Source organism: Streptomyces sp. NPDC006335 (assembly GCF_040612795.1).
Classification (GTDB): domain Bacteria; phylum Actinomycetota; class Actinomycetes; order Streptomycetales; family Streptomycetaceae; genus Streptomyces.
Map to the genome: position 1 here is coordinate 31501 of NZ_JBEXQX010000001.1, position 13775 is coordinate 45275.

At 71.1% G+C, this 13775-nt stretch carries 13 protein-coding genes; 6 read left to right on the top strand and 7 right to left on the bottom strand.

Annotation, left to right across the window (positions count from 1 at the left end; translation table 11 throughout):
- Nucleotides 1-37 precede the first annotated feature (37 nt).
- The gene (locus tag ABZ098_RS00165) at nt 38-1657 is read right to left on the bottom strand and encodes a cation acetate symporter (protein WP_356585622.1); all 1620 of its coding nucleotides are present in this window, start codon (nt 1655-1657) and stop codon (nt 38-40) included.
- On the bottom strand, nt 1654-2010 hold the full coding sequence (locus ABZ098_RS00170; RefSeq protein ID WP_356585624.1) for a DUF485 domain-containing protein: 357 nt from the start codon (nt 2008-2010) through the stop codon (nt 1654-1656). Before ABZ098_RS00170 ends, ABZ098_RS00165 begins: the two co-directional genes overlap by 4 nt.
- Before the next feature lie 254 nt (nt 2011-2264).
- Between ABZ098_RS00170 and ABZ098_RS00175 the strand changes: the two genes are divergently transcribed.
- From ABZ098_RS00175 to ABZ098_RS00190, 4 genes are all read left to right on the top strand, one after another.
- Complete coding sequence (locus tag ABZ098_RS00175) at nt 2265-3812, top strand: S8 family serine peptidase (RefSeq protein ID WP_356585626.1); 1548 nt, start codon at nt 2265-2267, stop codon at nt 3810-3812.
- A gap of 83 nt (nt 3813-3895) precedes the next feature.
- Nucleotides 3896-5461: a S8 family serine peptidase gene (locus tag ABZ098_RS00180; RefSeq protein ID WP_356585628.1), complete on the top strand. Its 1566-nt coding sequence runs from the start codon at nt 3896-3898 to the stop codon at nt 5459-5461.
- A gap of 61 nt (nt 5462-5522) precedes the next feature.
- Complete coding sequence (locus tag ABZ098_RS00185) at nt 5523-6863, top strand: CoA transferase (protein WP_356585630.1); 1341 nt, start codon at nt 5523-5525, stop codon at nt 6861-6863.
- A 114-nt stretch (nt 6864-6977) separates the two neighbouring features.
- Nucleotides 6978-7985 (top strand): CopD family protein, encoded by a 1008-nt coding sequence (locus tag ABZ098_RS00190; protein WP_356585632.1) that lies wholly within the window; start codon nt 6978-6980, stop codon nt 7983-7985.
- A 121-nt stretch (nt 7986-8106) separates the two neighbouring features.
- Here the strand turns inward: ABZ098_RS00190 and ABZ098_RS00195 are convergent, their stop codons facing one another.
- From ABZ098_RS00195 to ABZ098_RS00205, 3 genes are all read right to left on the bottom strand, one after another.
- Complete coding sequence (locus ABZ098_RS00195) at nt 8107-8760, bottom strand: lysoplasmalogenase (protein ID WP_356587569.1); 654 nt, start codon at nt 8758-8760, stop codon at nt 8107-8109.
- A gap of 77 nt (nt 8761-8837) precedes the next feature.
- Entirely contained in the window at nt 8838-9770 is a 933-nt protein-coding gene (locus ABZ098_RS00200) for a sterol desaturase family protein (RefSeq protein WP_356585634.1), read from the bottom strand.
- Nucleotides 9771-9924: 154 nt separating this feature from the next.
- Entirely contained in the window at nt 9925-10653 is a 729-nt protein-coding gene (locus ABZ098_RS00205; protein ID WP_356585636.1) for a VIT family protein, read from the bottom strand.
- A gap of 88 nt (nt 10654-10741) precedes the next feature.
- Between ABZ098_RS00205 and ABZ098_RS00210 the strand changes: the two genes are divergently transcribed.
- Nucleotides 10742-11728: a DEDDh family exonuclease gene (locus tag ABZ098_RS00210; protein ID WP_356585638.1), complete on the top strand. Its 987-nt coding sequence runs from the start codon at nt 10742-10744 to the stop codon at nt 11726-11728.
- 46 nt (nt 11729-11774) lie between these two features.
- Here the strand turns inward: ABZ098_RS00210 and ABZ098_RS00215 are convergent, their stop codons facing one another.
- On the bottom strand, nt 11775-11990 hold the full coding sequence (locus tag ABZ098_RS00215) for a hypothetical protein (RefSeq protein WP_356585640.1): 216 nt from the start codon (nt 11988-11990) through the stop codon (nt 11775-11777).
- Between the two features lie 541 nt (nt 11991-12531).
- Nucleotides 12532-12780, bottom strand: a complete 249-nt coding sequence (locus tag ABZ098_RS00220; RefSeq protein WP_356585642.1) for a hypothetical protein — start codon at nt 12778-12780, stop codon at nt 12532-12534.
- A 125-nt stretch (nt 12781-12905) separates the two neighbouring features.
- On the opposite strand from ABZ098_RS00220, the gene ABZ098_RS00225 reads away from it, so the two are divergent.
- Nucleotides 12906-13703 carry an SURF1 family protein gene (locus tag ABZ098_RS00225; protein WP_356585644.1) on the top strand — a complete coding sequence of 266 codons (798 nt, stop codon included), beginning with the start codon at nt 12906-12908 and terminating at the stop codon, nt 13701-13703.
- Nucleotides 13704-13775 lie beyond the last annotated feature (72 nt).

The window sequence follows — 13775 nt, forward strand, 5'->3', positions numbered from 1 at the left end:
CGTAGGGATCTACGAGGCGGCCGCTCCAGGGGGCCTGTCAGTGGGCTCCGGTGCCGGTCAGCGACCGGACCTCCAGCTCCGCGTACTTGCCCTTGTCCGGCTCCTCCTTGGAGAGGTAGGTGCCGATGATGCCGAGCAGGAAGCCGACCGGGATCGAGATGATGCCCGGGTTCTCCAGCGGGAACCAGTGGAAGTCGACGTCGGGGAACATCGAGGAGGGCTTGCCGGAGACGACCGGCGAGAACAGCACCAGGCCGACCGCCGTGACGAGACCGCCGTAGATCGACCACAGGGCGCCCGAAGTGGTGAACCGCCTCCAGAACAGGCTGTAGATGATCGTGGGCAGGTTCGCCGAGGCGGCGACCGCGAAGGCGAGGGCGACGAGGCCCGCGACGTTCAGGTCACGGGCGAGGGCGCCCAGCAGGATGGAGACGGCGCCGATGCCGACGGTCGCCCAGCGGGCCGCGCTCATCTCCTGCTTCTCGGTGGCCTGGCCCCGCTTGATGACGTTGGCGTAGATGTCGTGCGCGAAGGACGACGACGAGGCCAGGGTGAGGCCGGCGACGACCGCGAGGATCGTGGCGAAGGCGACCGCCGAGATGGTGGCCAGCAGGATCGCGCCCCAGTTGGAGTCGACGCCGCCCAGATGCAGTGCCAGCAGTGGCGCCGCCGTGTTGCCCGCCTTGTTGGAGGCGATGATCTCGTCCGGCTTGATGAGGGCCGCGGCGCCGAAGCCGAGGGCGAGGGTCATCAGGTAGAAGGCGCCGATGAGGCCGATGGCCCAGATGACCGACTTACGGGCGGCCTTGGCGGTGGGCACCGTGTAGAAGCGGATCAGGATGTGCGGCAGACCGGCGGTGCCGAGGACCAGGGCGATGCCGAGCGAGATGAAGTCCAGCTTGGTGGTGCCGGTGGCGCCGTACTTCAGGCCCGGCTCCAGGAAGGCCGCGCCCTTGCCGCTGTTGTCGGCGGCGGAGCCGAGCAGGTCGGAGACGTTGAAGTCGAACTTCAGCAGCACCAGGAAGGTCAGCAGCAGGGCGCCCGCGATCAGCAGGACGGCCTTGACCATCTGGACCCAGGTGGTGCCCTTCATGCCGCCGATGGTGACGTACACGATCATCAGGACGCCGACCAGGGCGACGATGCCGATCTTGCCGGCGTCGCTGGTGATGCCGAGCAGCAGGGAGACCAGAACGCCCGCGCCCGCCATCTGGGCCAGCAGGTAGAAGATCGAGACGACGATCGTGGAGGTGCCGGCCGCCGTGCGGACCGGGCGCTGGCGCATCCGGTACGCGAGGACGTCACCCATCGTGTAGCGGCCGGAGTTGCGCAGTGGTTCGGCGACCAGGAGCAGGGCGACGAGCCAGGCGACCAGGAAGCCGATGGAGTACAGGAAGCCGTCGTAGCCGAAGAGGGCGATGGCGCCCGCGATGCCGAGGAAGGACGCCGCGGACATGTAGTCGCCGGAGACGGCGAGGCCGTTCTGGAAACCGGTGAACTGGCGGCCGCCCGCGTAGAAGTCGGAGGCGTCCTTGGTCTGGCGTCCGGCCCAGACCGTGATGACCAGGGTCGCGACGACGAAGACCGCGAAGAGGCTGATGATCAGCGGCCGGTGCTCGCTGGCCTCGCCGGCCGCCAGGGTGATCGCGGGGCTCATGCGCCGCCCTCCATCCGGGACTTGATCGCCTCGGCCTTGGGGTCGAACTTGGCGGCGGCGACTCGCGAGTACCACCAGGCGATGAGGAACGTGGTCAGGAACTGCGCGAGGCCCAGGGCGAGGGCCACGTTGATGTTGCCGAAGAGCTTGGTGCCCATGAAGTCGCCCGCGTAGTTGGACAGCAGGACGTACAGCAGGTACCAGGCGATGAAGCCGACGGTCAGCGGAAAGGCGAAGGAGCGGTAGGAGCGGCGCAGTTCACCGAACTCCGCGCTCTCCTGCACCTCGGTGAACTCCTCGGTGGTGGGGAGTTTGTGCGTCTCTTTCGAGGGTGGCGGTGCGTCGGTGGACACGGACTCTCCTCGCGTTGCGGGTGGCGGTTGTGACGGGGATCGGGGGCGAGTGTCCTCGCGTTCCCTGTTCAAGGTCACGGCGCCGCGCTGGGAGCGGTTCAACTCGCTTTGCTTCTTTCCGAACTCACCTTGGGGAAGTCATTGCTGGCCAGCGACTTCGGGAGATAGCTTCGGCCTGCACCACCCGTCATGTACCTGCCCGAGCGACACCTGTGTCTCGGGCCGGTTTCGTTTCCGGATGATGTGGAGACCCCATGTCCCAGCCGCGTTCCAGACGTTCGAGACATTCCCGTCGCCGTCTCGCGCTCGCTGTGCCCGTCGTGCTGTCCCTCACGGCCTCGCTCGGCTTCCTGCCCGCGGCTGCCTCGGCCGCGCCCTTCGGGGAGACCGCGGTTCAGGCCGCGGACGCGACGAACCTGTCCTACGTCGTCAACACCAAGGTGGACCACCGCACGATCGCGTCGGTGAAGAAGGCGATACCGAAGGCCGGCGGCACCGTCGTGATCGCGTACGAGAAGATCGGCGTGATCGTCGTCCACTCCGCCGCCCCGGACTTCGCCCAGAAGATCCGCAAGGTGCGCGGCGTGCAGTCCGCCGGCGCCACCCGTACCTCGGCGCTGACCCCGGCCGGCACGACGGACGAGGGCGCGGTCCAGGTCCTGACGGCCGCGCAGGCCGCGAAGATCGCGAAGTCCTCGGCCGCCACACCGGACAGCGAGCCCCTCGAGGCCGACCAGTGGGACCTGCGCGCGATCGGCGCCGACAAGGCCGCCAAGATCAACCCGGGCAGCCGCAAGGTGACCGTCGCCGTGATCGACACCGGCGTCGACGACACCCACCCCGACATCGCGCCGAACTTCTCCGCCTCGCAGTCGGCCAACTGCGACGGCGGTGTCCCGGACACCAGCGCCGGCGCCTGGCGGCCGTACACCGCGGACGACTACCACGGCACGCATGTGGCCGGTGAGATCGCCGCCGCCCGCAACGGCATCGGCGTGGCCGGGGTCGCGCCCGGGGTGAAGGTGTCGGCCATCAACGTGACCGACCGGAGCAACGGCCTCTTCTATCCCGAGAGCGTCGTGTGCGCGTTCGTGTTCGCGGCCGACCACGGCGTCGAGATCACGAACAACAGCTACTACGTTGATCCATGGCTGTACAACTGCATGGACGATCCCGATCAGCGGGCCATTGTTGACGCGGTCAACAGGGCGCAGCGGTACGCGCAGAAGAAGGGCACGCTCAGCCTGGCGTCGGCGGGCAACTCCAACGATGACCTGGACTCCGACGCGATCGTCGACGACTCGAGCCCCGACGACTCGACGCCGGTGGAGCGGACCGTCGACCCGCACGAGTGCTTCGACGTGCCGACGCAGCTTCCGGGTGTCGTCACGGTCAGCGCGACGGGCGTCAAGAACCTCAAGTCGTACTACTCCTCGTACGGCAAGGGCGTCATCGACGTCGCGGCCCCCGGCGGCGACCGGCTGTACCAGATCCCGGACACGCCCTCGCAGAACGGCCGCATCCTGTCGACCATGCCGAACGGCGCGTACGGCTTCCTGCAGGGCACTTCGATGGCCTCGCCGCACGCCGCGGGCGTCGCCGCGCTGCTGAAGTCGACGCACCCCAAGGCGAGCCCGGCCCAGTTGCAGGCGCTGCTGAAGGCGCAGGCGGACGCCACGAGCTGCCCGGCCTCGTACGACCAGGACGGCGACGGCACGCAGGACGCGGTGTGCGAGGGCGGCACCCGGGCCAACGGGTTCTACGGCTTCGGCATCGTCAACGCGCTGCGCGCGGTCAAGTGACCCGCCCGGTCCGAGACCTCGCCCGACCCGGCACCACCCGCACGAACCGCTTGCATCGAGTACGAACTGGAGAGATTCACATCATGACTGGGCCCCACCCGCGCTACCGGCGCACGCTCGCGATCCCGCTCGGTATGGCCATCGCGACGGCCATGGCGTTCCTGCCGGGTGCCACGGCGTCCGCGACCGGCCTGTCCGGCACCGCCGCCGGTGCCACCGGTACCGTCAGCGACGTCCTCGCCTCCGCCGCCACGGACGGGACAGCGCTCAGCTACGTCGTCAACGTCCCTCCCGGGCACGGTCCTTCCGCCCAGGTGAAGAAGGCCATCGCGAAGGCCGGCGGCACGATCGTGACGTCGTACGACCGGATCGGTGTGATCGTCGTCCACTCGTCGAACCCCGACTTCGCCAAGACGATCCGCAAGGTCCGCGGGGTCGAGTCGGCGGGCAACACGCGCAACGCGCCGCTGCCCGCGCAGTCGACGACCGACGAGGGGACGCCGAAGGCGCTCAGCGCGGCGCAGATGACCGCCGCGCAGGCCGCCGCCGACGCCGGCCAGGACCCCCTTGAGTCGTTGCAGTGGGACCTGCCGGCCATCAAGGCGGACAAGGCGCACGAGAAGTCGCTCGGCAGCAGCAAGGTGACCGTCGCCGTGATCGACACGGGCGTGGACGACACCCACCCGGACCTCGCGCCGAACTTCGACCGGGCCGCCTCGGTCAACTGCGTGACGGGCAAGCCGGACACCACCGACGGGGCCTGGCGGCCGAGCGCCGAGGAGAGCCCGCACGGCACGCACGTGGCCGGTGAGATCGCGGCCGCCAAGAACGGCGTCGGCATGACGGGCGTGGCGCCCAGTGTGAAGGTGGCGGGCATCAAGGTGTCGACCACCGCGGGCTACTTCTACACGGAGGCCGTCGTCTGCGGCTTCATGTGGGCGGCCACGCACGGCGTCGACGTCACCAACAACAGCTATTACACCGACCCGTGGTACTTCAACTGCACCGACGACCCGGACCAGAAGGCCCTCGTGGAGGCGGTCACCCGGGCCTCGCGGTACGCGGAGAAGCGGGGCGTGGTCAACGTCGCCGCGGCCGGCAACGAGAACTACGACCTCGCGGCCGACGAGATCACCGACCCGGTCTCGCCCAACGACGGCACGCCCTCGGACCGGGTGATCGACCCGTCGGAGTGCTTCGACATACCGACCCAGCTGCCGGGTGTCGTGACGGTCGCGTCGACCGGGGCCAAGGGCATCAAGTCGTCCTTCTCCAACTACGGCCTGGGCGTCATCGACGTCGCCGCGCCCGGCGGTGACTCGACGGCCTACCAGACGCCCGCGCCGCCCGCGACCAGCGGTCTGATCCTGGGCACGCTGCCCGGCGGCAAGTGGGGCTACATGGCCGGTACGTCGATGGCCTCGCCGCACGCCGCGGCCGTGGCCGCCCTGATCAAGTCGACGCACCCGTATGCCCCGCCGGCCCTGGTGAAGGCGCTGCTGTACGCGGAGGCGGACGCCACGCCGTGCACGGACCCCTACGACATCAACGGCGACGGCAAGGTCGACGCGGTGTGCGAGGGCTCCAAGAACCGCAACGGCTTCTACGGCTGGGGCACGGTGGACGCACTGGACGCCGTGACGAAGTAGCGGTACGGGACGATCAAGGGTCGTCCTTATATTGATTCCGTCAATATTGCATAGTGCAGTCATGACTGGAATCAAGTTTGTGGTGCGGGAAGGCGCTCTTGAGGGGCGCCTTCCCGTGCTGGATCTCGCGCGGGCCTGTGTGGGTGAGTGCGCACTGGCCGCCGCCGAACTCGGGGCGCGGCGGGCCGGTCTCACCGAGCCGCCGACGGTGCTGGTGGACGACGGGGCGGTCGCCACCGCTTTCCTGAGCGAGCGTCACCTGCTGATCGAGGGGCGCGCACCGGTCGCCTTCGCACCGCTGTCCCGGTTCTGGCGGACGGCGGACGGGTGGGTGCGGACGCACGCGAACTACCCGCACCACCGGGCGCGGCTGCTCGACGCGCTGGGGGTGGCGGAGGACGCGGCGGCCGTCGGGGCGGCGCTGGCCGAGCGGTCCGCCCTGGACGTCGAGGAAGCCGTGTACGCGGCCGGGGGGCTCGCCGTCGCCCTGCGCTCCCCCGAGGAATGGGCCGCCCATCCACAGGCGGCCGAGGTGGCGAAACGGCCACTGGTCGAGCGAGGGCGGCTGGACACGGCACGCGCGCGTGCCTTCGCTCCGGTCGGCGCCTCTCCCCTGCTGCCGGCCGCCGGGCTGCGCGTCCTGGACCTGACACGGGTGCTCGCGGGCCCGGTCGCCACCCGCACGCTCGCCCTGCTCGGCGCTGACGTGCTGCGCCTGGACGCGCCCCGGCTTCCCGAACTGCCCGACCAGCACGCCGACACCGGCCTCGGGAAGCGGTCGGCGACACTCGACCTGGGCGCCGACCGGCAGACCTTCGAGGAGCTGCTCGCGGCGGCGGACGTGGTCGTCACCGGGTACCGGCCGGGCGCGCTGGACCGGTTCGGACTGTCCGCCGAGGCACTGGCGGAACGGCGGCCCGGGCTGGTCGTCGCCCAGTTGTCGGCGTGGGGCGCGTACGGGCCCTGGCGTGAACGGCGGGGTTTCGACAGCCTCGTACAGGCGGCCACCGGGATCGCGGTGCTGGAGGGCTCGGCGGAGCGGCCGGGTGCGCTGCCCGCGCAGGCCCTCGACCACGGGACGGGCTATCTGCTGGCGGCAGCCGTGTTGCGGGCGTTGCACGAGCAGTCGTACGACGGTGGGAGCCGGTTCGTGCGGCTGGCACTCGCGCGGACGGCCAAGTGGCTGACGGACGGCGTGGAGAGCGCGGACGGCGCGGGTGGCACGGCCGCGGGGGACGCCGGGAGCGGTGCCTTCGACGGGCCCGGGCCCTGGTTGTCGGAGGCGGACAGCGCGCTCGGGCGGCTGCGGTACGCGTTGTCTCCGGTCTCCTTCGAGGGCGGCCCGGTGGACTGGGGCCGGCCGCCGGTGCCCTGGGGGACGGATGCCCCGCGCTGGCACTGAGCGGGCGGGCCGAACCGACGCCGGGACCGGAAACGCATGTATGGGTGGAATGCCGTACCACCACTTGTTTCCCAGTAGTTGCCCGGTTCTGTCCGTTGTGGTCACGATCGTGGGGTGACCCTGCCGAGACCCGCCTCCGAGGCGACCGACGCGAGCGGTCCCCCGCGGCGCCCGGGCGTCGGCCGGGCGGTCGCCGTCCTCGTCCTCGCGGTGCCGGCCCTGGCGATACCGTCGCTCGGTCCGTCCGCCGCGCTGCACGGCACCGAGGAGGCCGCGGCGCCCGGGGTCGGCGGGGTGGCTCTGCTGCGGGCGGTGCTGTTCGTGGCGTTGTGCGTGCCGCTGGGCGAACTGTTCGTGGACCGGCTGGCCCGCTCGGTACCCGGCGCTCTCCCGAACGTGCCGCGATCCTGGGCCCTCTGCGCCGCCGGCGCCGGGTTCCTCGCCTCACTGGCTCTGGCGTCGGTCGTGGCGACCGGCAATCTGGTGCCCCACAGTCTCTCCGAGATCGATGTCGGCGGCCTGTACGCCTCGCGGGACGGCAAGTTGGCCCTGCTGGAGGTCAACGCGTTCCTGCTGGCCGGTTTGTGCGCCGGTTCGGGCCGCCCTGCCGCCCAGGTGTGGCCCCTTGCCGTCGTGGTGGTGGCGGAGGCCCTGCGCGCGCATCCCGCGACCGAGCAGAGTCCGCTGATCGGCTCCGGGCTGACGCTGGTTCACCTCACGTGCGCGGCGCTGTGGGCCGGCGGACTCCTGCGCGTGCTGCGGACGCTGCGCCACTGGGGCCCCGCGGAGCCGGGCGTGGCGCTGCTCGGGCTCTACGCGCGCGTGGCCGCCGTTCTGCTTGCCGCCCTCTCCGCGACCGGCGTGTGGAGTTCGCTGCGCCGCTTGCCACCCGGCGCGCTCCTGGAGACGCTGACGGACACGGCCTACGGGCGCGCTCTGCTCGCCAAGGTGCTCCTGGTGGCGGTCGTCGCCGCGCTCGCCCTGTCGGCCCGGACCCGGCTGCGCCGCGCCCCCGACCCACTGACCGCCTGTGTCCCCGCGCGCGCGGAGGTCGCCGCCCTGGGGCTGGTGGTCGCGGTGTCGGGGCTGCTGACGGCGCTGCCGCTGCCGATCCACTGGTGAGAGCCGCGCGGTGACGGCTGGTTGCCGACCCACGGTCGCGACCGCTGGTCGGTGACGAGGACCGGGTTCTCCTCGTGGGCGGTCGTGACGGTCGTGGGGGTCGTTACGGTCGTGGCGGTGCTCAGGGGGCGGTCGAGCGTTTCTCACCGTGGGTCGCCATGGGTCCCGGGCGCGGTTCGAGGGCTCGTCGGGTGCCGCCGGCCAGCAGGAACTGCGCGGCGAGGTAGGTGAGCATGATCCAGAAATCGGGGCGTGGGAGCTGGGGCCAGTCGGCGACGCCGGTCGCGATGAGGGTGTCCGAGAGGACGAAGAGCACGCCGCCCAGTCCGGTGGCGAGGCCGAGTCCGGCGGCGGTGTACGCCATCGCCACGAGCAGGGTGCTGTAGCCGGCGACGGGGACCCGGAGGTCCGTCGGCAGGTCCGGCCACAGGAGGGCGACCATGGTGGCGAGGGAGAGGGCGTAGGCGGGGGCCGGGAGGAGGGCACGCGTGCGTGGCGTGCCGTGGCGCCTGAAGAGCGCGATGTAGCAGACGTGTCCCGCGGCGAAGCAGGCCATGCCGGCGAGGAACGCCGGGCCGGTGTCGGACAGCAGAAGGACATCGCCGCCCCAGCCGCACAGGAGTGCGGTGACGAGCAGGCGTGGTGCGCCGCGGAGGGCCGCCCAGGCGGCGAGGAGCGGCATGAGCAGGGGCTTGGTGACGACGTGGCCGCCATCGAAACCGGCGGCCAGGGAGATGAGGTCGGTGAGGCCGGCGGCGGCGAAGCAGGCGAGCAGGAGAGCGGCGACGGAACGCGCGCGCGGGGTCGGCCCGGACGGGGCAGGTGTGGATGCCTGCCGCTCGGGACGGCCTCTCACGCGGCCGCATTCCCTTCGGCCGCGGCCGGTTCCGGTGCCGTCGGCGGAGCCGGTTCCGTCATCGGTTCCGGTTCCGCCGTCGGTTCCCGTTCCGTCGGCGGCGACGGCTGCCATCCCGGTCCGCCGAACACCCGCCCGGCCCGCTCACGCCAACTCCGTGCTTTCTTGACGTCCTTGACGATCGCCACGTACTCGTGTGTGGCCACCTTGATCGGGTTGAACGTGTTGATGTTCTTGGTCAACCCGTAGACGGGCCGTTCGGTCTCGGCGACGAACGAGCCGAAGAGCCGGTCCCAGACGATGAGGATCCCGCCGAAGTTGCGGTCCAGGTAGCCGCCCTGGGAGGCGTGGTGGACGCGGTGGTGGGACGGGGTGTTGAAGACGGACTCGAACCAGCGGGGCATCTTGTCGATGCGCTCGGTGTGGATCCAGAACTGGTAGACGAGGTTCGCTGAGGAGCAGAAGGCGAGCGTGGCCGGGTGGACTCCGACGGCGACGAGGGGGACGTAGAACGGCCAGACGGTCAGGCTCGTCCAGGGCTGGCGCAGCGCGGTGGTGAGGTTGAACTTCCGGCTGGAGTGGTGGACGACGTGACAGGCCCACAGGATGCGGATGACGTGGTGGCCGCGGTGGGACCAGTAGTAGAAGAAGTCCTGCCCGAGCAGCATCAGGGGGACCGTCCACCACAGGACGGGGACACGGAGCGGGGTGAGCTCGTACAGGGCCGTGTAGATGGCGACGATCGGGATCTTCCACAGGAAGTCGAAGAAGAGGCTGCCGAGTCCCATGCCCAGGCTGGTGGCGGCGTCCCTCGTCTCGTAGCCGGCCGCGTCTTCGTCCGGATGGATTCGGACGCTGATCATCTCGATGACGGTGAGCAGCACGAAGGCGGGGATGGACCAGACCACGACGTCGGGGAGGTTCGGCATGCGTGCACCGTAGAACCGCTGGTCGGGCACGGCTAGACGTTGTTACCCACAAGTATTACCAGTGGTACGCGCTTGCTTCTTGGCGATCTCCGCCAAGGGACGTCAGCGGCGAGGCGGAACGGGCGGGGACTGAGCCGATTGCGGCACCGAGATGTCAGCCGACCCCCGCCGCCCCCAGCAACACCCCGACCCCGTACGTGACCCCCATGGCCAGCACGCCGCCTCCGACGTTCCGCGCCACCGCCCGTCCCGCGGCCGCGGCCCCCAACCGCGCGCTGCTCCACCCCGTCAGCACCAGCGCCGCCACCACCGACACCACCGTCACCGGCACCCGCCACCCCGACGGTGGCAGCACGATGGCGAGCAGCGGCAGCAACGCCCCCGCCGTGAACGCCACGAAGCTCGCCCAGGCCGCGTGCCAGGGGTTGGTCAGTTCGTCCGGGTCGATGCCGAGCTCCACGCGTGCGTGGGCCCGCAGCGCGTCGCGTTCCGTGAGTTGCTCCGCCGCCTCGCGGGCCACGTCCCGGGACAGGCCCCGCTCCTCCAGAAGCTCCGTCAACTCCTCCAGCTCCGCCTCGGGCTGTTCGCGCAGTTCCCGCTTCTCCAGGGCCAACGCCGCCATCTCGGAGTCGCGCTGGGTCGACACCGACACGTACTCCCCGGCCGCCATGGACATCGAGCCGGCCAGCAGGCCCGCCAGACCCGCAGTCAGCAGCGCCGCGCGGTCGCTCGTCGCGCCGGCCACCCCGACGACGAGGCCCGCCGTGGAGACGATGCCGTCGTTCGCGCCGAGGACGGCCGCGCGCAGCCAGTTGAGCCGGGCGCCGAGCCCACCGCCGTGCGCCTCGCCGTGCGCCGGTCCACCCACACCCTCTTCGGTCATCCCCGGAGGATCGCACCCCGGTCCTCGCGAGCCCGGTACCGACGCCACCGTGAGGGACTGTCAGTCGTGGCCCGTATCCTCGTGAACCATGCTCGAAGACCAGACGACCGCAGCGTCCTCCCCCACAGCGTGGCCGGCCGCGTATCCGCAGGGATACGCGGTCGTCGACGTGGAGACCACCGGCCTGGCCCGCGACGACCGGATAATCTCCGCGGCCGTCTACCGACTTGACGCCCGCGGCGAGGTCGAGGACCACTGGTACACGCTGGTCAATCCCGAGCGTGACCCGGGTCCCGTGTGGATCCACGGGCTGACGAGCGAGACGCTCGAAGGCGCCCCTCTCTTCCAGGACATCGCCGACGAGTTCTCGGCCCGGCTCGACGGGCGCGTGCTCGTCGCGCACAACGCCGTCTTCGACTGGCAGATGATCGCCCGCGAGTACGCGCGCGCGGGCCGGGTGGCGCCGGTGAGTCAGCGGCTGTGCACCATCGTCCTGTCGAAGGAGCTCGGCCTGCCGCTGCCCAACCACAAACTGGAGTCGCTGGCGGCCCACTTCGGCGTCGTACAGCAGCGGGCGCACCATGCCCTCGACGACGCGCGCGTGCTCGCGGAGGCGTTCCGGCCGAGTCTGCGGGCCGCCGCCGCGCGAAGCGTGCGGCTGCCGCTGCACGAGTGCCGGCCGCTGACCGAGTGGAGTGACCGGGCGGTGCCCCGGCAGTCGTCGTCGGGCTACGGCGGTTACCGGGCGACCAGTTGGCGGCCCGCGCGCAAGCGGCCCGCGTGCCCCTACCCCAACCCGGGGCGGTACGAGGACGGCAAACCGCTCAAACAGGGCATGCGCATCGCCTTTTCCGGGGACACCTCGACCGAGCGCGACCTGTTGGAGGACCGGGCGATCGAAGCCGGGCTGCATGTCGCCACCAGCATCTCCCGGCTGACCAGTCTGCTCGTCACCAACGACCCGGACTCGGGCACGTCCAAGGTGGTCAAGGCCCGGCAGTTCGGCACACCGGTCGTCGACGAGGCGGCCTTCGGGCAGCTTCTGCGGGATGTGGAGCCGGCGTCGGAGGGGTGACCGTACGGAACCGGTAGCGGGTGAGTCGGGTTCACCGCCGGGTCGGTCAGGCGAGGGCGATGCCGTCCAGCTTGCCCGACTTGGCCTCCGCCACCAGCGAGGCGAACTGGTCGGTGCTCATCTGGACGCGCTGGCCGAAGTCGTCGGTGAGCAGGACGCGGCGCTCCGCCGGGGCACCCGGGTCGACGAACAACTGCGGGCAGCCGCAGTCGCAGTCACCGCAGAAGGTCGCGAGCGGTTCCAGTGCGTTGGTGTCACTCATCGGGGACTGCCTTTCACGGGAGACCGGACGTCCGGGTCGTGCCGCCCGACAGGTGGGCAGGCGGGCGTGGCCACGGCATACCCCGCGTGCGGGGCGTGACGCGCCCACGCGCGGACCGGCCGGAGCACGGTTTGGGCAACCGCGCACCGATGCACACCTGGTGCTGCCGCTCGCCACGAGCCGCGGGAACCAACACGTCCACCGTTACGACTTCTTGAGGGGGACCGTCTTCCGCGAGCGGGCGGGTGGGTGGGTGGGTGCGGGGCGGTGTCCGTCGTTCACGCCGTTACCCGGCGGCCTCCCGCGACACGCAAGGCGAGGCCGGCCCTGTTCTCCGGGACCGGGGAGCAACCCCAGGGCCGCCGTCACCCCACACGGGAGCCCGGCCGTCACCGCCCGCCCGCCGGCCCGTCGGCCCGCCGGCCCGAAAGCCTCGCCGCCACCGCCCACACGGGACCTCGCCGTCGCAGGCGGCGGCCGGCGCCGGACGGAGGCCGAGGCGCCGCAGCCGATCAACGGTCCGGCGACCGCCTCGCCGGGGTCACACAGCGGAGCCGATCTTGTCCACGATGCCGACCTTGCCCTCCGCCCGGGCACAGTGCGCGCCGCAGAACCAGTGACCGTCCACCTCGACGCCCTGGCCGATGATCTGCACCCGGCAGTGCTCGCAGATGGGAGCCATGCGGTGGATCGCGCAGGCGAACGAGTCGAAGACGTGCCGTGCCCCGTCCTTGGTCTCGACGGTGAACGCCAGCTCGTAGTCGTTCCCACACACTTCGCAACGTGTCATAAGCCGAATCGTCAGGGGCGGGACCGGCCCCCGCAAGCTGACGGCGCTCCATTGGGTGGCCTGGTCCACGGGGCGGACCACACCCCTGTGCGGACACCCCTGGGTCCGAGTTGTACGGTCGTGGGGTGTACCGCTTCCTGTTGTCCCGGCAGTGGGTGATCCTCACGCTGGTCGCCCTCCTCCTCATCCCCACGATGATCAGGCTGGGCATCTGGCAGATGCACCGCTACGAGGAGCGCACCGCCCGCAACGAGCTCGTCTCCGACGCGCTGTCGGCGAAGCCGGTGCCCGTGGAGCGGATGACCTCGCCCGGACACACGATCACCACCCACGACCGGTACCGCAGCGTGACCGCGAAGGGGCACTTCGACACCGACGACGAGGTCGTGGTCCGGCGCCGCACCAACTCCGACGACGAGGTGGGCTACCACGTCCTGACCCCCTTCGTCCTCGACGACGGCAAGGTGCTGCTGGTCAACCGGGGCTGGATCCCCGCGAACGGTCCGAGCCAGACCGCGTTCCCCAAGATCCCCGCTCCTCCGCGGGGCGAGATCACCGTCACCGGGCGGCTGATGCCCGACGAGACCACGGCGGCGAGCGGCATCAAGAACCTCAAGGGGCTTCCGGACCGGCAGATCATGCTGATCAACAGCGAGCAGGAGGCCAAGCGGCTGGGCGCCACGGTGCTCGGCGGCTACATCGCCCAGACGGCCCCCGAGCCGAAGGGCGACAGCCCGGAACTGATCGGCGCCGACCCCGGGAAGGAGGACGCCGCGCTGAACTACGCCTACGCCATCCAGTGGTGGCTGTTCTCCGTGGGCGTTCCGATCGGGTGGATCGTCCTGGTCCGACGTGAACTCCGTGACCGCCGGGAGAAGGCGGAGCAGGAAGGCACGGCGGAGGCGGAGCCGGCGGCGGTCTGACCCACGGGCCACCGGGGTCGCCCGGGACACACGGCCACCCGGTTCGCCGGGCCCCGGTCCGGTCCGGTCCGG